Source organism: Streptomyces monticola, assembly GCF_042665355.1.
GTDB classification, from domain to species: domain Bacteria; phylum Actinomycetota; class Actinomycetes; order Streptomycetales; family Streptomycetaceae; genus Streptomyces; species Streptomyces monticola.
Window position 1 is genome coordinate 93,791 of record NZ_JBHTCF010000023.1, and the last position, 17,412, is coordinate 111,202.

Genomic DNA, 17,412 nt, shown 5'->3' on the forward strand with positions numbered 1-17,412 from the left:
CACCGGTACAGGGGTGGATGCGGCGGCTCCGAAACCGGTGCGAGGGCGGGTAGCGCGGCTCCGACACCGGCACAGGTCCGGCACCGCTACGGCGACGGCCGCCCCGCCCGCTCCCGCACCGTGCGCCGTCAGACCCGCGACCGGTAGAGGCCGAACTCCGCGATCCGTGCCGCCCGCCGCGAGCCCGTGATCCGCAGCCGCCACGACCGCGCCGTCACCGGCGCGGGCAGCAGCAGGATGCGGCCGGCTCCCACCACGCCTGCCTCCGCCACGGTGCGCCAGGCGCCCGCGATCCGGGCCTCGACCGCCACCTTCTCGACCTGCTGGCCGTGCCGGATGTCCTCCGCGAGCCGGATCCGGTCCACCTCGGTTTCCGCGCCGAGGTCGAGCGTCAGGGTGCCCTTGCCGGGGGCGGGCGCGGACCATGCGGTGTCCGGGTCGCCGTCGACGGCGCGTGCCGCGCCCGAGCCGTCGCCGTCGGCCCGTGCGCCGCGCGCCAGGTCCGCGGGCAGCTCCGCCTCGACCCGTGCGCGGAACTCCCGCAGCCGGGCCACGTCCGCGTCCGGCAGCAGGCCCCGCTTGTCCGGCGGGATGTTGAGCAGCAGTACGGAGTTGCGGCCCACGGAGCGGAACCAGATATCCGTCAACTGGTCGACGGACTTGGGCTGTTGGTCCTCGTGATAGAACCAGCCGGGCCGGATCGACACATCGCACTCGGCGGGCCACCACTGCAGATGCGTGGCCACCTCGCGCGCCTTCACCAGGGCGTCGCGGCTGCCCTGGTCGGGGGCGTCGTAGGCGAGGGCGTAGTCGGTGCGGCCGTAGTCCTGCTCCTTCACGGGGACGACGCTCCACTCGTCCTCACGGGCGAGCCCGCCCTCGTTGCCGACCCAGCGGACATCGGGTCCCGACACCGCGATCGAGGCGTCGGGGGCCAGGGCGCGGATCAGTGTGTACCAGCTGTCCCAGTCGTACTTCTCCACCTTGTCCGGCGGGATCCGGCCCTGGGCGCCGTCGAACCAGACCTCGTCGACGGGCCCGTACTCGGTGAGGACTTCGTGGAGCTGGTTCAGCATGTGGGCGCCGTAGTCGGTGGCGTCGAGGGTGAAGGTGCGCGGGTCCGTGCGGTCGTCGCCCTCGACCGGGGCGGGGATGGTGTGGGCCGCGCGGGGGCTGCCGTTGGCGTACACGCCGTGCAGATACTGGTTCTCGTCGGCGGGCGAGACATAGACGCCGACCTTGATCCCGTGGCGCCGCATGGAGTCCGCGAAGGAGCGCAGGACATCGCCACGGCCGCCCTGCCAGCTGCTCGACTTCACACTGTGCCGGGTGTAGCGCGAGGGGTAGAGCACAAAGCCGTCGTGGTGTTTCACGGTGAGGATGGCAAGCTCGAAGCCCCCGTCGCGCAGGGCGCGCGCCCACTGGTCGGTGTCGAGGCCCACGGGCTGGAAGACCTCGGGATCCTCGTCGCCGGTGCCCCATTCGAGACCGGTGAAGGTGTTCACGCCGAAGTGCAGAAACGCCGTCTTCTCCAGCCTCTGCCACGCTATCTGACGCTCCGTCGGGCGTACCCGCGCGGCCTTCTCGACGATCTCCCTCGGGGTGTCGGCGGGGCTGACGGGAATGCGGTAGTACGGCTCGGCGGGCGGCGCGGCCGCGGCGGTCCCGCCGTCCGCGAGGGCGAGGGACGGCCTGGACGCGGCGAGCGCGGTCGCCGTGGTCGCGGCGAGGAAGAGGCGTCGGCTGACGGCCATGGGCGGGCCTCCGGGGTCTGTGGGGGGGGGCGGGGTCAGCGTGCGGTGGGGGTGAACTTCCAGACGGCGGGCGGCCGTTGGTCGGACGGGTACTGCACGAGCCGCCCGTCGTCGGCGAGGTGCACGGACATCCGGGTCAGGGCGTTGGTGAGTCGGAGGCCGCCGCCGGCCCGCTCCAGGTCCCAGCGCTGCAGGGTGTTCGCCGGGTCGCAGGTCTCCTGCGTGACGGAACTGCCGGGCTCCAGAGGCGTGTTGAGGGTGAGCCTGCCGCTGCGGGTCTCGGCGCAGCGGCCGGTGGCGGCGTTCTTGAGCGTGGCGTAGCCGTCGGGGGTGCGGGTCACCGTCCAGTCGGCGGCGGGGATCCGCCCCTCGCTGTCCCGCAGCGTGTAGGTGCCGTCGGGCACCGGCACCCGGGTGAGGTCACGCAGTCCGGGCGCGGAGCCGACGGCACCGGCGCGGGCGGTGAAAGCGGCGTACGCCGGGTCGGGACGGGCGGCGCCCCAGGTCGTCTGGGCGAGGAAGCGCAGGGGCATCCGCAGCGACGCGGCGACTTCGTTCTCGGTCTCGGCACGGCCGTTGTCGGGCCACAGGCTGATCTTCGCGCCGGTGATGCCTGCGGCCGAGTCCAGCTTCTCGCCCTCGAAGCTGCGCGGGTCCCACTGCTGCCCGTACAGCTTGGCGGTGTCCATGTGGAAGCCGCCGCGGACGAGATAGAGGGAGTACGAGGCGTTCATCAACGGGTAGCCCTGGGCCCGGAGTTGGCCGGGCGTCGTCTTCACCTTCAGCCAGTGCTCGACGGTCGTGCCGGGACGTACGGGGACGGTGTGGTCGCCGGTGAGCCCGTCGTTCCAGATGCGCAGGCGTTTGCCCTTGGACGCGGCGTGGGCGTGGACGCGGTTCACGAAGTCGATGAAGGCGTCCTGCGGGGTGGCGCCGGGCCCGTACTTCTCGCGGGCGTACTCGAGGATGTGCGGGTACTTGGCGAAGTCCGAGCCGAGCATGTATTCGTCGGCGCCCATGTGCCAGTACGGGGCCTTGAAGACCTCGGCGTACTCGTCGACGAGGCTGCTGTAGTAGGCGAAGGCCTCGTCCTTGGTGACGTCGAGGCGGGAGGGCTGCGCCTTGCCGTCGGAGTCGGTGAGCTGCAGATCGGTCCTGTGCTCCAGCCAGGGGTCCATATGGCCCGGGGAGTTGATCTCCGGGACGATCGTGACGTGGTACTTCTCGCCGACGGCGACGAGCCTGCGGATCTCCTGCCTGGTGTAGTAGCCCCAGGAGTTGGCCTCGGGGTGGCGCTCGCTCTTCACCTTCAGTTCCAGGAGGAGGTGATTGAGCTTGTGGTACGCCATGTCGCGCACCAGGTTCTCCAGCCAGCCGGCCGTGATGTGGATGTAGCACGCGCAGACACCGACTCCGCGTTCCTTGTAACGCGGGATGTCGACGGTGGTGCCCGCGGGCACGCTGTCGCCCTGGGCGAGAAGCTGCAGAAGGGTGCGGGTGCCGTAGAAGGCGCCTGCTTCGGTGGCGGCGGTGATCCGCGCCACGCCTCCCGCCGTGCGCAACTCGTAGCCTTCGTCCCGGAGTTCGCCCTTGCGGCCCTCCGCCACACCGATCACCACGTCACCGGGGCGCGGGGTGACCCCGCCGACCACGGGGATACGGCCCTTCTCGGCGGCGCGCAGGTCCTCGCGGAGGGTCTCGGCGGTACGCCGTGCGGTGCGGCCCTCGGCGACGATCCGGGTACGGTCCGCCTCGAACCGGTACGTGCCCTGCGACGGGGACCAGTTGCCGAGCGCGGGCAGCACCTTGGGCACTCCGGCGGCCGGCGCGGCCCGCGCGAGTGGCCCCGGCAGGGCGGTGAGCAGCGCCAGGACGACCAGGACTACCAGGGCTCCGAACAGCCGCGGCACAGCGGTGAACGACGTACGCATGCAGCACTCCCTCAGAGCGGCCTCGCGTCGAGATTCATCGGATGTCTGATGATTGAGGGGCGGTGGTGCGGTGTCAATGGGCGGTGCGCGGATGGGAGTTCGGAAAGTCATCCGATGACCAGGCGGCACGGCTCTGTCCTGGGGCCGACGAGCACGGGCTCGCCGCGTAATCTGCCCCGTACGTCGTCAGCACTTCGCGCCGAGGAGCCACCGTGACCAGCTGGGCCGGCCGTACCGCCGCCGAAATCGCCGCCGCCGTACGCGAGGGGAAGGTGTCACCGCGCGAGGTGGTGTCCGACCATCTCGCGCGGATCGAGCTGCTCGACGCCCGGGTGGGCGCATTCCGCACGGTGCGCGCGGCCGCGACGCTGCGCGAGGCCGACGAGCTCGCCGCACGCGCCGATCTGGCCGAACTGCCGCTCGCGGGCGTGCCGGTGGCGGTCAAGGACAATCTGCCGGTCCGCGGTGAGGCCACCCTCAACGGCTCGGCGGCCACGTCAACCGAGCCCGCGCCGGAGGACCATGTGACGGTGGCCCGGCTGCGGGCCGCGGGCGCGCTCGTCATCGGCGTGACCAACGTGCCGGAACTGTGTGTCTTCGGCACGACCGAAGGGGTGCACGGCACCGCCCGCAACCCCTGGGACACCACGCGCACGGCGGGCGGCTCGTCCGGGGGCAGCGCGGCCGCGGTGGCGGCGGGCATGGCGGCGCTCGGCCTCGGCAACGACGGTATGGGCTCACTGCGCATCCCGGCCGCCAACTGCGGCCTCGTGGGCCTGAAGCCGGGTCCTGGCACGGTGCCGCGCGACCTCGGCGGCGGCTGGTTCGGAATGTCTGAAAACGGCCCACTGGCGACGACCACCGAGGACGCCCGGCTGATGCTTTCGGTCCTCGCGGACACCCCGCCGCCCGGCGCTTCACCGGCCCCGCCGCGGATCGCGGTCTCCACCCGCAGCCCGCTCGCGGGAGTCCCGGTCACGCATGCGTACGCGACGGCTGCGCGGGAGGCCGGCAAGGTGCTGGCCGGGGTGGGTCACCGCGTCGCGGCCGCCGATCCGCCGTACCCGGTGTGGCTGGGTGCGGTCGCGCTCGCGCACTGGACGGCCGGTACGCACAGGGACGCCGAAGGACTCGATCCGCAGCGGCTCGCCCCGCGCACCCGCAAACACGCCGCCATGGGCGCGCGCATGGTCGGCTCGGTGGAACGGGGCGAACGCCGCGAACAGCTGCGCCGCCGCCTTGAGCCGTTCTTCACCGCGCACGATGTACTGCTCACTCCGGCGCTCGCCCGGCGCGGCCCGCACGCCGGGCCCTGGCACGAGCGGGGCTGGGTGCGCAATCTGCTCACCAACACCCGCTGTTCGCCGCTGACTCCGCCCTGGAACCTGACCGGCTGGCCCGCGCTCACCCTGCCGTTCGGCTATCTGTCCTCGGGCGCTCCGTGTGCGGTGCAGCTGGTGGGCGCGCCCGGCAAGGAGTACGAACTGCTCGCCGTGGCAGCCGAGCTGGAGGAGCGCAGGCCCTGGCAGCGCACGGCACCGGCGCCACGCTGAGGCACGCCCGCGCCACGCCCACGAGCAGGCGGGCGGCCAGACGGAGGCGGGCTGCCGGACGGGCGGGCAGACAGAACGGCCCCCGCGGACGGTGTCCGCGGGGGCCGTCTTCGATCAGTCGATGCCCTGCTAGTCGATGCCCTGCAGGATGTGCGGCTCCGCGAGATCGTCTTCGTATCCCGCGAGTCTGATAGGCGCCGACCTGGCCCACACGTCGAGACTGCCCAGCTCCTTGGGCCGGCCCTTGCGCTCTCCGCGCTCCTTCGGGTGCTGATCGCTCTTCGACTTCTCTGGTGTCACCGCGCACTCCTTATGTGTCGGGTAACCCCCGGTCGCTCGCGGCGCGTCCCGGTACCGGGCGCCGAGCCGCTGGACGAGGGCTTCGATCTGGGCAGTTCGGACGCGGTGGCGCCGGTACGCAAACGGGACGCAGCCGTGGTGACCGGCTTTGCCCCGGGACGGGCCATGGGTGTTGGTGGGACCCAAATTGGCTGTCCGTCCCATCTAGGGTAACCAAATGAGCGGCTCCCTGCTCGATGGGGCCGAAAGCTGCCCGATTTATCAGCCTTCGTCGCCGCTATTCAGCCATGATCGACGCCTCTCCCGGGAGGAGAGGCGTCAGCGTCAGGGAGGAGAGGTGTCAGGACTCCGGCCTGAGCCGTCGGGCTCAGCGGCGGACGGGGCGCTCCCCCACCTGGAGCGCGCTCAGCCCGGCGAGCACCTCTGGCTTCTGGGCGTCGAGCCAGTCCACGAACTGCCGGAAGGAGACCAGGCGTACGTCCTTCTTGTCCGCGACGGTCTTCAGGGTCTCCTCGACGGCGTCCATATAGATGCCGCCGTTCCACTGCTCGAAGTGGTTGCCGATGAACAGCGGCGCCCGGTTGGTCTCGTAGGCGCGCTGGAATCCCGCGAGATAGGACTCGGTGGCCTGCCGGCGCCAGGCCGGGTAGTTGTGGGCCGGAGCGCGGGTGGAGTTCTTCGACTGGTTGGCGAGGATGTTGTAGTCCATCGACAGGACCTCGAAGCGGTGCCCCGGGAACGGCATGGCCTGCAGCGGCAGATCCCATACGCCCAGCTTCTTCCGTGGCCAGCGCTGCAGCCCGCCGGGCGAGGACGCGTCGTAGCGCCAGCCGAGCTCGCGCGCCACGGGCAGCAGATTGTCCTGGCCGAGCAGACACGGGGTGCGGCCGCCGACGAGTTCCTTGTCGTAGTCGAACGGCAGCGAGGGAAGGTCCTTCCAGCCCGTGTTGGTCCGCCACTTCTTCACGAAGGACTTGGCCTGGTCGATCTCGCTGCGCCAGTCCCGCTGCGTCCAGTTGGCGACGGAACCGGTGCCGCCGCAGAAGTGCCCGTTGAAGTGCGTGCCGATCTCATGGCCTTCGAGCCAGGCCTGGCGCACGTACTGCAAGGTCTCCTTGATGTGGCTGTCGGTGAGGTAACCGATGTCCGACGCGCCCGCGGGGTTGTTCGGCGGGCGGTAGACGCGCTTCTTCGACTCGGGCAGCAGATAGAGCCCGGAGAGGAAGAACGTCATGTGCGCGCCGTGGTCGCGGGCGAGTTGGAGGAAGCGCGGGAAGAGTCCGTTGCCGACTTCGCCGGCGCCGTCCCAGGAGAAGACCACGAACTGCGGCGGAGTCTGGCCCGGTTCAAGGGGCACCGGACGGTCGGGCTGCCGCGGCTGGACGCCGGTGAACGCGGTGGAGCCGTCCCCGATCGGCCGGTTGACCTTCCCGCTTCCGTGCCCGCCCTGCCGGCCCTGCCGGCCCGCGGTCCTGTCGTGGCCGCCGGCCCCGTGCCCCGGGGACGCCGTCTCGGTGCCGCAGCCGGCGAGACCCGCACCCGCCGCCGCCCCGAGTCCCAGCCCCAGAAGGTGCCTTCGCCCCACAGCCCGCATGCAACCGCTCCGTTCACTCGACGCCCGGTCGCCCCATCTGTAGACGGGAGAAACTTCTCTTAATCACATAAAGCGGGCCCATTGCCTTGCGCGGTTCCGCTCCGCCGCGCGGCAGTGCCGTGGCGCCTGATCACAGTGCGTGAGGCATCTCGGGTCCCTCCGCGCCCGCGAGGGCGGAAAGTGAGGGAGGACGAACGGAACTGAGAGCCGGTGAGGTAACGGTGCGTCAGGTGAGTTGACGGCGGAGCGTGCCGCAGGGCGTGGGCGCGCAGGGTGCCGCCACCACCCACTTGGACGGATACGAAAGGGGCGCGCACAGCCGAGGGCCGGTGCCGCATCGTCGTACGGACGCGGCACCGGCCCTCGTGCGACCAGTTCCTTTATTCAGCTCTCGTCAAAGCCTCGGCGGCGTGCGTAGTGGACCGCGACACCCAGGGCTCCCGCCACCAGGGCGCCACCCAGGGCCAGTTGCGTCACGCTGAACGAAGCGAAGGAACCGCCCCCGCCCGCCTTGACGCCCTTGTGCACTCCGCTGCCGTGATCGGCGATCATCAGCGGGGCACTCTTGGTCTGACCGTTGCAGGTGAACGTCACGTCGTACTCGGCGGCCGGTTTGGCGTCCTCGAACACCTTGGCCGTGGCCGAGTGGCCCTCGTTGAGTTCGGTGGTGTCGAACACACCCGCGTCCGCGGTCACCGTCGGTACCTGGCAGCCGCTCGACGTGAGCGTCACCGTCCCGCCGGGCGCCACCGTCCGCGGCTCCACACTCACCTGCCACGACGTGTCGGCCGCTGCCGCCGACGTCGCCGTGGCCGCGGTCAGCGCACACGCCGCCGCCACACCCGCCGAGGCCCGTGCTATCGCTTGCATCAACAACTCCCCTTTTTATCAGCGCAGATGGCATTTCTGAGCTTTCATCAGAAATGCTCCCGACGCCGAGAAACGCTAAGTGGCACCGTGGAGTCCCGCGCTGTGGAGAGGGCCAGACGGGAACGCGGTACTCCACATGGATGGCCGCCGCGCCGACGGGGGCCGGGCTCCGCCCGGTGCGCGCACACCCGACCTGCCCGCCCGCCCTGCCCGCCCGACCTGTCTGCCCGGCCTGCCTGCCCGCCCTGCTTGCCTGCCCGATCGCTCGCTCGCTCGCCTGGTCCGCTCGCCCGGTGTGCACGGTTAACACCGCGTTGGTTGAACCGTCAGATGGCCATGATCTGCTGCAACGCACCGGCACCGAGGCCCGGAGGGAGCCGCGCATGGAGCCATGGATGGCGCCGCAGAGGGCGCCGCGCACCGTCGACGAGCTGATGGATCTCCTGCACGCCTGCCGCGGCGCGTGGGACACCCCCGACCGCAGTGGCGACCCGGTCGACCTGCACGATCACGCCCTGCAGACCGCGGCACTCCTACGCCGTTCCCACCCCAGCGACAAAGAGCTGCAGATCGCGGGGCTCGTCCATGACCTGGGTCATCTGCTGCGCCCCGGGGACGACGCCGGGCACGCCGACCACGCCGCGGACGCCGTGCGGCCGCTGCTCGGAGAGCGGGTCTCACGGCTCGTACGTCTACACGTTCCCGCCAAGCGGTATCTGGCCGCCGTCGAACCCGGCCGCGGCCTGTCCCCGCAGAGCGCTCTCACGCTGCGCGCACAGGGCGGCGTGATGACCGCGGCCGAGGCCGAGGCGTTCCTTGCCGATCCCTGCGCCGACGATGCCGTGACGCTGCGCCAGGCCGATGACGCGGGCAAGGTGGTGGGGCTCGACGCGGGCGTACTCGAGGACTGGCGCTCGGTCCTGGAACTCGTGGCCGCGGCGCACGCGACGGTGCCCCGGGAGTACACCCACCCCGCACACCCCTAACTTTCTGACACTCCGTCATGAGAGTGTGGCTGCATGGGAGTTGACGGTGCAGATGGCGCAGATGGTGCACTCGTCGGCCGGGCCGCTCTGGTCACCGGCGCCTCGCGCGGGATCGGGCTCGCCGTGGCCGAGGAGCTGGGCGCCGCCGGCGCCGGTGTGTGCGTCACGGCCCGCGACGCCGAAGCGCTGCGGGCCGCCGTGGGACGGCTGCGGGACACGGGGGTGCGCGCGGTAGGTGTGGCCGGCTCCGTGGCGGATCCCGCACATCTGCACGCGTGCGTGGAGCGGACGACGGCGGAGTTCGGCCGCATCGACATCGTGGTGAACAACGCCGGCACCAACACGCCCTACGGCCCCTTGATGGAGGCCGATCCACAGGACTGGAGCGCCGCGTTCGCCGTCAACGTGGAGGCGCCGCTGCGTCTCGTCCAAGCGGCCTGGCGGGCCTGGATGCGCGAGCACGGCGGTGCCGTGGTGAATATCTGCACCGAGGGCGCCACTCACGTCGGGCCGCATCTGGGCGCCTATCTCACCAGCAAGGCCGCCCTGCTGCGGCTCACCCAGCAGCTCGCGGGCGAACTCGCCCCGTCGGTACGGGTCAACGCGGTCTCCCCCGGCCTGGTGCGCACCGAGATGGCGCGCTTCGTGTGGGACGGCGCCGAGCCCGCGCTCGCCGCGGGCCTTCCTCTCGGCAGGCTCGGGGAGCCCGTGGACATCGCGCGCGCCGTGCTGTGGCTGGTGTCCGACGCCGCGGCGTGGGTCACGGGGGCCGATCTCCTGGTGGACGGCGGCACCCGGGTCCGCCGCGCCCGGCCCGCGTAACTGCCGCCGCCTGCTTACCTTTTGGTGCGTGCGCACTAAATTGTGCGTACTTGTCGCAGGTCACGGGCTCGACCAGGCTGACAGGGCCGGAGTGATCCCCCAAGCCCGTCCGATTGCGGGCCGGTCCCCGGCCCTGCGGACAGGAGTCGACATGAACAGCAAGACACCGGTGACCGTGATCGGCCTGGGCGAGATGGGGCAGGCCCTGGCCGGCGCCCTGCTCGGCTCCGGCCACCCCACCACCGTATGGAACCGGACGGCCGCCAAGGCCGACGAGCTGGCCGGCCGGGGCGCCGTCCGCGCCGGCTCGGTCGCCGACGCCGTGACCGCGAGCCCGCTGGTGGTGGTCTGCCTCCTGGACTACGCCACGGTGCGCGCGGCCCTCGAACCTGTGGCGGAACGGCTGCGCGGCAGGACGGTCGTCAACCTCACCAACGGCAGCCCGGCGCAGGCCGCCGAGCTGGCGGCCTGGGTCGCCGGGCAGGGGGCGGACTATCTGGACGGCGGCATCATGGCCGTGCCGACGACCATCGCCACCGAGGAGGCGTTCGTCCTCTACAGCGGCGACGAGCGGGTGTTCGCCGCGCACCGCGAGACGTTCGAGGTGTTCGGAGCGGCGAAGTACCTCGGCGCCGACATCGGCATCGCCTCCCTGTACGACCTGGCGCTGCTCGACGGCATGGGCTTTCTGTTCAACGGCTTCCACCACTCCGTCGCCATGGTCCTGTCCCGCGAGGGCGCCAGTGCCGTGGAGTTCACGGAGCTGCTCGTGACATGGCTGACGAACATGGCGAAGGTGCTGCCCGCCCTCGCCGCGGACGTCGACGCCGACCGGCGCGAGGGCGCCGAGCCCGCGATCACACAGGGCCTCGACGTCCAGCTCGCCGCGGACGTCAACATCCGGGAGGCGGCGCGGGAGGCGGGTGTCAGCACGGCGGAGCTGGCGCCCGGCACGGCCATACTCAAGGCGCTGCTGGCCGCGGGCCACAAGGAGTGGAGCGCCCCGGTCACGGTGCGCCATCTGCGGTCCGGCAAGGACTGAGCGCCCGCGCAAAGGGGCGCGGAACGCTGCCCGCGGGGGGGCGGCTACCACTTGGCGGGTGCGTAGTCCTTCAGGAAGACGCCGTACAGGTCCTCGCCCGCCTCGCCGCGCACCACCGGGTCGTAGACGCGGGCGGCGCCGTCGATCAGGTCGAGCGGGGCGTGGAAGCCCTCCTCGGCCAGGCGCAGCTTGTCGTAGTGCGGGCGCTCGTCCGTGATCCAGCCGGTGTCGACCGAGGTCATGAGGATGCCGTCGGTCTGGAACATCTCCTGGCCGCTGGTGCGCGTCACCATGTTCATCGCGGCCTTGGCGGCGTTGGTGTTGGGGTGCCCCGCCCCCTTGTAGCCGCGGCTGAAGACGCCTTCCATCGCCGAGACGTTGACGACGTAGGCACGTCCGCTCGTGGCCTTCTTCGCCGCGTCGGCCATGGTCGATCGCAGGGCGCTGATCAGGATGAACGGTGCCGTGTAGTTGCACAGCTGGGTCTCGAGGAGCTCCACGGGGGAGATCTGCTCGATGCTCTGCACCCAGGTGTTGCTGTCGACGACGTCGGGGACGAGGCCGCCCGCGTCGATGGCGGTGCCGTCGAGGTGCCGGGCGACGCTGGCGTTGCCCGCGACCAGGGCGAGGTCGGCCACCTTCTGGGCGTCGAGGCCGCTGACGCCGGCGGGGAGCGCGGTCAGGCCGTCGACCGCGCCGGAGTTGAAGGCGCCGATGACGTGGTGGGCGGGCAGCTCACCGGCGGGCAGCGGGGCGCTCTCGCCCTCGACCAGGGCGGCGTAGGCGGAGGGCAGACGGCGCACCGTCTGGGTCGCGTTGTTGATCAGGATGTCGAGCGGCCCCTGCGCGGCGACCTGCTCGCCCAGGGCCACGACCTGGGCCGGGTCGCGCAGATCGATACCGACGACCTCGAGGCGGTCGATCCAGTCCGCCGAGTCGTCCATGGCCTTGAAGCGGCGGATGGCGTCCTTGGGGAAGCGCGTGGTGATCGTCGTGTGGGCGCCGTCACGCAGCAGGCGGAGCGCGATATACATGCCGATCTTGGCGCGGCCGCCGGTGAGCAGGGCGCGCTTGCCGGTCAGGTCGGCGCGGGCGTCACGCTTGGCGCGGTTCTCGGCGGCGCACTTCTGGCACAGCTGGTGGTAGAACGCGTCGACCTCGACGTACCGCGTCTTGCAGATGTAGCAGGAGCGCGGGCGCTGGAGTATCCCCGCGATCTCTCCGACGGTCGACGTGGACGGCAGCAGGCCCTGCGTCTCGTCGTCGATGCGCTCGGCCGAGCCGGTCGCGGTGGCGTGCGTGACGGCCTTGTCATGGGCGGTCTTGGCGGCCCTGCGCTCCTGGCGGCGGCGCTGCTTCACGGTGCGGTAGATGCCCGCCGTGGCGCGCCGTACGGCGATCGCGTCGGGGTGGTCGACCTCCAGCTTGTCGAGCTCTTCGAGCACGCTGAGGCATACGGCCAGGCGCTCCGGGTCGATGCCGGGGCCGAACGTCTGGGGTTCCGTCGCCTCGTCGTTGGCAACCGTCATCGCGGTGTTCCTCGTGCTCGCTCATGCCCCACGCGCGCGTGCGCAGGGTCGCAGGGAGATTCCAAACACGAAACTTTACGTAGGCCGGGCGGTGCACACCAAACGGCCCGGGATCCGGCCCTCGATTTTCCGGCGCCCTGCGCCTGCGTACGCGCGCTTCCCGCCCGCTTCCTGGACGCGCTTCTACGCCTGTGCCGCCGCCCCGAGGGCGGCGATCTCGGCGTGCAGGGCCGCGGCGAGCCGGTCCAGGTCGGGCACGGCCTCCGCGTCGGCGATCAGGCCGTAGTGGACGTGGCCCCGGTACGTCGAGACGGCGACGGCCAGGGACTGGCCACGGGCGAGCGGGGCGAAGGGATGGACCGCCGTGAGCGGGCAGCCGGCGAGCTTCAGGCCCAGGCTCGGCAGCGGCACGCTGGTGACCAGGATGTCGAAGAGCAGGCGGGCGGCCTGGGCGACGACAGGCCCGCCGATGCGGTGGCCGAGCGGCGGGACGTGGTCGGCGAGCAGCGCGACGGCACCCGCGCCGCGGTGCGCACCCGCGTCCTTGTTGCGGTCCATGGCGCCGCGTACGGTGCGCAGCCGCTCCAGCGGGTCACGCTCGCCGACGGGGAGGCGGATGAGATAGCCGGAGAGCCGGTTGCCGTCCGGCTCGGCGCCTCGTGGGCGGCGCCGCGAGACGGGTATCAGGGCGCGGGGGCCGACCCCGTCGCCGCTCTCGCCGCGCTCCTCCAGCCAGCGGCGCAGGGCGCCGGCCACGGCGGCGATGAGGACGTCGTTGACCGTGCCGCCGGTCTTCTTGCGGATCCGGTGCACCTGGTCGATGTCGATGACGGCACCGGCCGTGCGCCGGGTCCCGGTGGCGTCCGACGTGAGGGCGGCGGTGCTGCGGACGCCCCAGGTGGCGCGGGCGACGGACACCCCGATGTCCAGGGCACGGGCTGCCGCGCCGATCCGGCGGCGGACGGGCGCGAGAGGGTTGGGCAGGTCGCGGGGGTCCGGCAGGGCGGGGATGCCGAAGCCCCGGCGGACCGGACGCTCGGCGTCATCGCCGGCACGCGCGACGTCATCGGTGGCAGGGGCGACGTCATCGGTGGCACGCGTGTGTGCAGCAGGGACGTCGCCACGCGCGCGTGGAGCGGGCACGTCGGCACGCGCGCGTGGGGCGCGGGCGGGCGGTGGGTCCATCACCCCGGCGGCGAGCGTGAGCGCGTGCAGTCCGTCGGCTAGCGCGTGGTGGAACTTGAACAGGACCGCGAAGGACGTGCCGTCCTCGCCGGGCAGCACATGGGCCTCCCACGGTGGCCGCGCCCGGTTCAGGGGCCGCTCCATCAGCTCACCGGCCGCCGCGTGGAAGTCCCTTGCCACACAGGCCAGTTGGACGTGCCGGGCGGGGTCGAAGTCGGTGACGGGCTCGCGTGCGGCGCCGCCGACGGGCAGCCAGACCCCGCGGATCCGCATACGAAGACCGGGCACGGCCACGGCCCGGGCGGTGAGCAGCTCGGCCGCGTGCCGGGCGGCGCCTGGCGCGTCGGCGGCGAAGACACCGAGCGCCCCCAGGTGCATCGGGTGCCGCTCGGTCTCGATGTTCCAGAACGCCAGGTCGAGTGGTGCGAGCAGGTCAGTAGTCATGGCTTGCTCTCGCGTCGACGACGGGGAAGCCAGAAGTCAATATCCCGTTGACGACTACGGTCAAGCACCTGAAGAACACATACCGTTACGAGCACATTAAGGCTTGCCCCATGGCTCCCACGCGGCACGGGAGCCATGGGGCAGGTGCGGCCCGTCAGCCGAGTGCGGGCGGCGCCGTCGAGCGTGGCCGACTCCGACGCACCGCCGACGTACCCGCGCACCCACGCACCCGCGACGTACGTCAAGGCGCCGGACGCGTTCACTCCGGCGGGGCCCGGGGCCGGGACGGGGGCCGGAACCATGCGCTCCTCGTCGCTGCAGCAACCGTGCCGCCGCCCTTGGAGTCCTAGACTCGGGAGTTGCCTGAACAGGGGGAGGGACGGCATGGACACCGTCATCGTGCAGTTGCCCGAACCGCCCGGAACACGCCCCAGGGACCGTCCGGGCAAGCCCCGGCTGCTGCGCCTCGGACCGGGCGAGACAGCGGAGTTCGGTCGCGGCGCCCCGGACGGCGGCCCCCTGCCCGTGCCGCTGTTCGACCCGGCCGTATCGCGCCGCGCGGGCCAGATCACGGCCGCCGAGGACTACTGGCGGCTGTCCAATTTCAGCCAGAACTCCACGTATGTCGTGGAGAACCTCGAAGGCGCGGGCGAGCACGTCAAGGTCGCGCCCGGCCGGGTCGGCGCTCCGGTGCCCTTCGAGTTCTCGCGGGTGCTGCTGCCGGGCACGGAGGGCGAGGCCTGCTTCAAGGTCTTCGCACCCGAACACGCCTACCTCGACTCGGAGGAACAGCTTCCGCACCGGGGCGAACCGACGACCAGTCCCTTCGCCCTCGACCCGACGTCGAAGTACTTCCTCGTGCTGCTCGCACTGTGCGAACCACGGCTGCGGCAGGCGTCGAGCGCGGCCGTGCCCGGTGTCGGCGAGGTCCTGGAACGGCTGCGTGACGTACCGGGCTGCGACGGTCTGAGCCGCTCCGCCGTCAACTACCACATCGACTATCTGGCGTCGGTGAAGCTCCGGCTGCGCGAGGACCGTGACGGAATGGCCGAGGCCGCACAGGTCGGCGGCAAGCGCGAGGAACTCGTGGCGTTCGCGCTCCGCTTCGACCTGGTGCGGGAGCACCACCTCGACCTGCTCACCCGGACCTCCCCCGCCCCGCACGGCTATGTCGCACGCGGCTCCGACCCACGCGGCTCCGGGCCCGCGGCGGCCACGGGGGCCGGCCGGGGATGAGCCGTGAGAGCGCTCCCGCGATCGCCGTTCCACCCGGCTACCGCGTGGGGCCCTGGCGGATCACCGAGCCCATCGGGGCGGGCAGTTGGGGCAGCGTGTACGCCGCCGAGCACATCGAGGACGGTGCGCGGGCGGCCGTGAAGTTCCTGCGCACCGACCTGCTCACGCCGGGACAGCGCACCGGGGTGAGCGAGCAGGTGGAGCGCGAGGCGCGGTTCAGCCTGGAGGCCGACCACCGGCATGTCGTACGCACCCACGCGGTGCACACCGTGCGCGACCCGCGCCGGCCGGCGCTCGACGGGCTCACGGCCCTCGTCATGGACCGGGCCGAGCACAACCTGCAGGAGCTGCTCGCCGCCGGTCCCGGCCGGCCCCTCCCCCTCGGGCCGCGGATCCTGGACGGCGTGGCGGCGGGACTCGCCTACCTCCACGGGCGCAGCTGGGTGCACGGCGACCTGAAGCCCGCCAACGTCCTGCTGGCGGAGGGGGGTCGGGTGTGGCTGGCCGACTTCGGTCTGACCGCCGAGCTGGAAGGCACGCACGCCTACGTGCCGCCGCTCGGCTCGCTCGACCACGTGCCGCCCGAGTGGTGGTCGGAGCGCACCGGCGCGAGCGGTACGAGGATCCGTCCGACCGCGGACATCTGGGCGTTCGGGGTCCTCGCGCACCAGGTGCTCACCGGCGGTCTGCACCCCTTCCCCGGCTCCACGGCACGGGCGCGGGCCCTGGCCGCGCAGGCCTATGCCCGCGGCGGGGCACCGCTGCGCCTCGACGAGTCGGTGCCGGAGGGCTGGCGGGAGCTGATCGCCCGCTGCCTGCGGCCCGACCATGCCTCGCGAGCCGAGCTGACCGGCGAGCGACTCGCCACCCGTGTGGGCGAGTTGACGAGACATCCCGGCCGGGTGCGCAGACGGCGGCCGGCGATCCTGCTCGCGGCGCTCGCGACACTCCTTGCGGCGGCGACCGGCTCCGCACTGCTGCTCTCCACCGGCGCCATCGGAGAGCGCTCCACTCCCGGTGCGGCGGCCACGCCCTCGCTGCCCCCGGCCGCGGCCCAGGAACTCGGCCCACACGCCGATGTCCCCGCCGCGCTGCGCCCGTACATCACCAACACGGCGATGCGCTGCGCCGACGAAGCCGTCACTCCGGCCCTGATCGCGGCGATGCTGAAGGCGGAGAGCGGTTTCGACGCCGCTGCGCACCGGGTCCGCAAGGGCAAGGACGGCATCCCGATCGAGGAGTACGGCATCGCGATGTGGACGCCGAAGGTGTTCGCGGACTGGGCCACCGACGGCGACGGCAACGGCACCACGGACTACAGGAAACCGCCCGACGCCATCGCGACGATGGGCTCCTACCTCTGCTATCTCGCCCGCTACTTCCGCGAACACGACCTGGCCACCGACCTCCCCGGCGTCCTCGCCGCGGCCTACCGCACCAGCGGCAAGGTCGTCCTGGCGGAGGGCGGAGTACCCGAGCGCACCCGGCGGCACACGGAGCGGGTGAAGAAGTACCTGGTGGAGTACGCGCGTTGAGGCCTTCCGGCCCCGGCGCCGCCGCCCATGGGCGGGCCCGTGACCCGTACCGGAGTTCCCCCCTGACATACGTCAGGTACCACCGGCCACTCCCGGGGCCGAAAGTGGAGTGCGTAAGGACGAGCGCCCGTCGAGGTCCGAGTGGCCCGCGGGGGCTCAGGAACGGGGAACTCTTCCACGGGGAAGGAACCACCATCATGCGTAACACCGGCATCAAGAAGGCTCTCGCAGGATTCGCCGTGGCCGCGGCCACGGCCGGGGCCCTTGCGGCCACCAGCGGCTCCGCCCAGGCGTCCGCTCCGGCCGGACAGGCCAAGCCCGCCGCGGCTCAGGAGGCCAAGGCGGCCGCGGTCTGCACCGTCAACGACAACGGCGTCAACTTCCGCGGCGGCCCCGGCCCCGAGTACCCGGTGCTCGGCCAGGTCAACAAGGGCCAGAACATGGACCTGATCGGGGTCCAGGGCAACTGGGTGCACGGCAACCTGTGGGGCGGGCACACCGGTGTCTGGATCCACACCGCCTACCTGGACAACTGCTGACGGCAGAGCCTGCCGCACGACCGGGCCGTGGCCCGTACCCCTTGGGGTGCGGGCCACGGCCGCGTCACGGGACCGGCGCTCCGTGACTCGTC

The 17,412-nt window shown here is 72.0% G+C and carries 14 protein-coding genes; 7 read left to right on the forward strand and 7 right to left on the reverse strand.

The genetic code is table 11. The features are described from left to right. Positions 1–128 precede the first annotated feature (128 nt). Together ACFQVC_RS36370 and ACFQVC_RS36375 are read right to left on the reverse strand one after the other, a co-directional pair. Positions 129–1,754, reverse strand: a complete 1,626-nt coding sequence (locus ACFQVC_RS36370) for an alpha-L-fucosidase (protein ID WP_381838815.1) — start codon at positions 1,752–1,754, stop codon at positions 129–131. 35 nt (positions 1,755–1,789) lie between these two features. Continuing rightward, positions 1,790–3,685 (reverse strand): family 20 glycosylhydrolase, encoded by a 1,896-nt coding sequence (locus tag ACFQVC_RS36375; protein WP_381838816.1) that lies wholly within the window; start codon positions 3,683–3,685, stop codon positions 1,790–1,792. A 212-nt stretch (positions 3,686–3,897) separates the two neighbouring features. On the opposite strand from ACFQVC_RS36375, the gene ACFQVC_RS36380 reads away from it, so the two are divergent. Continuing rightward, positions 3,898–5,238, forward strand: a complete 1,341-nt coding sequence (locus tag ACFQVC_RS36380) for an amidase (RefSeq protein WP_381838818.1) — start codon at positions 3,898–3,900, stop codon at positions 5,236–5,238. Between the two features lie 129 nt (positions 5,239–5,367). Here the strand turns inward: ACFQVC_RS36380 and ACFQVC_RS36385 are convergent, their stop codons facing one another. From ACFQVC_RS36385 to ACFQVC_RS36395, 3 genes are all read right to left on the reverse strand, one after another. Continuing rightward, positions 5,368–5,538 (reverse strand): hypothetical protein, encoded by a 171-nt coding sequence (locus ACFQVC_RS36385; protein WP_381838820.1) that lies wholly within the window; start codon positions 5,536–5,538, stop codon positions 5,368–5,370. 367 nt (positions 5,539–5,905) lie between these two features. Beyond that, on the reverse strand, positions 5,906–7,132 hold the full coding sequence (locus ACFQVC_RS36390; protein WP_381838822.1) for a polysaccharide deacetylase family protein: 1,227 nt from the start codon (positions 7,130–7,132) through the stop codon (positions 5,906–5,908). Positions 7,133–7,516: 384 nt separating this feature from the next. Continuing rightward, complete coding sequence (locus tag ACFQVC_RS36395) at positions 7,517–8,002, reverse strand: hypothetical protein (RefSeq protein ID WP_381838824.1); 486 nt, start codon at positions 8,000–8,002, stop codon at positions 7,517–7,519. A 395-nt stretch (positions 8,003–8,397) separates the two neighbouring features. On the opposite strand from ACFQVC_RS36395, the gene ACFQVC_RS36400 reads away from it, so the two are divergent. From ACFQVC_RS36400 to ACFQVC_RS36410, 3 genes are all read left to right on the forward strand, one after another. Further along, a complete protein-coding gene (locus ACFQVC_RS36400) occupies positions 8,398–8,988 on the forward strand; it encodes an inositol oxygenase family protein (RefSeq protein ID WP_381838826.1) in 591 nt (196 codons plus the stop codon). Between the two features lie 33 nt (positions 8,989–9,021). After that, entirely contained in the window at positions 9,022–9,810 is a 789-nt protein-coding gene (locus ACFQVC_RS36405) for an SDR family oxidoreductase (protein WP_381838828.1), read from the forward strand. Positions 9,811–9,961: 151 nt separating this feature from the next. After that, entirely contained in the window at positions 9,962–10,852 is an 891-nt protein-coding gene (locus tag ACFQVC_RS36410) for an NAD(P)-dependent oxidoreductase (RefSeq protein WP_381838830.1), read from the forward strand. Positions 10,853–10,896: 44 nt separating this feature from the next. Here the strand turns inward: ACFQVC_RS36410 and ACFQVC_RS36415 are convergent, their stop codons facing one another. Both ACFQVC_RS36415 and ACFQVC_RS36420 read right to left on the reverse strand, forming a co-directional pair. Continuing rightward, complete coding sequence (locus ACFQVC_RS36415) at positions 10,897–12,381, reverse strand: SDR family NAD(P)-dependent oxidoreductase (RefSeq protein WP_381838832.1); 1,485 nt, start codon at positions 12,379–12,381, stop codon at positions 10,897–10,899. Between the two features lie 183 nt (positions 12,382–12,564). After that, on the reverse strand, positions 12,565–14,010 hold the full coding sequence (locus ACFQVC_RS36420) for a wax ester/triacylglycerol synthase family O-acyltransferase (protein WP_381838834.1): 1,446 nt from the start codon (positions 14,008–14,010) through the stop codon (positions 12,565–12,567). Positions 14,011–14,394: 384 nt separating this feature from the next. On the opposite strand from ACFQVC_RS36420, the gene ACFQVC_RS36425 reads away from it, so the two are divergent. The 3 genes from ACFQVC_RS36425 (at position 14,395) to ACFQVC_RS36435 (ending at position 17,320) form a co-directional block, all read left to right on the forward strand. Beyond that, positions 14,395–15,246 (forward strand): serine/threonine protein kinase, encoded by an 852-nt coding sequence (locus ACFQVC_RS36425; RefSeq protein ID WP_381838836.1) that lies wholly within the window; start codon positions 14,395–14,397, stop codon positions 15,244–15,246. Continuing rightward, positions 15,243–16,781, forward strand: coding sequence for a serine/threonine-protein kinase (locus ACFQVC_RS36430; RefSeq protein WP_381838838.1), 1,539 nt, complete (start codon positions 15,243–15,245; stop codon positions 16,779–16,781). Before ACFQVC_RS36425 ends, ACFQVC_RS36430 begins: the two co-directional genes overlap by 4 nt. Before the next feature lie 197 nt (positions 16,782–16,978). Beyond that, positions 16,979–17,320, forward strand: coding sequence for an SH3 domain-containing protein (locus ACFQVC_RS36435; protein ID WP_381838840.1), 342 nt, complete (start codon positions 16,979–16,981; stop codon positions 17,318–17,320). Positions 17,321–17,412: the final 92 nt, after the last annotated feature.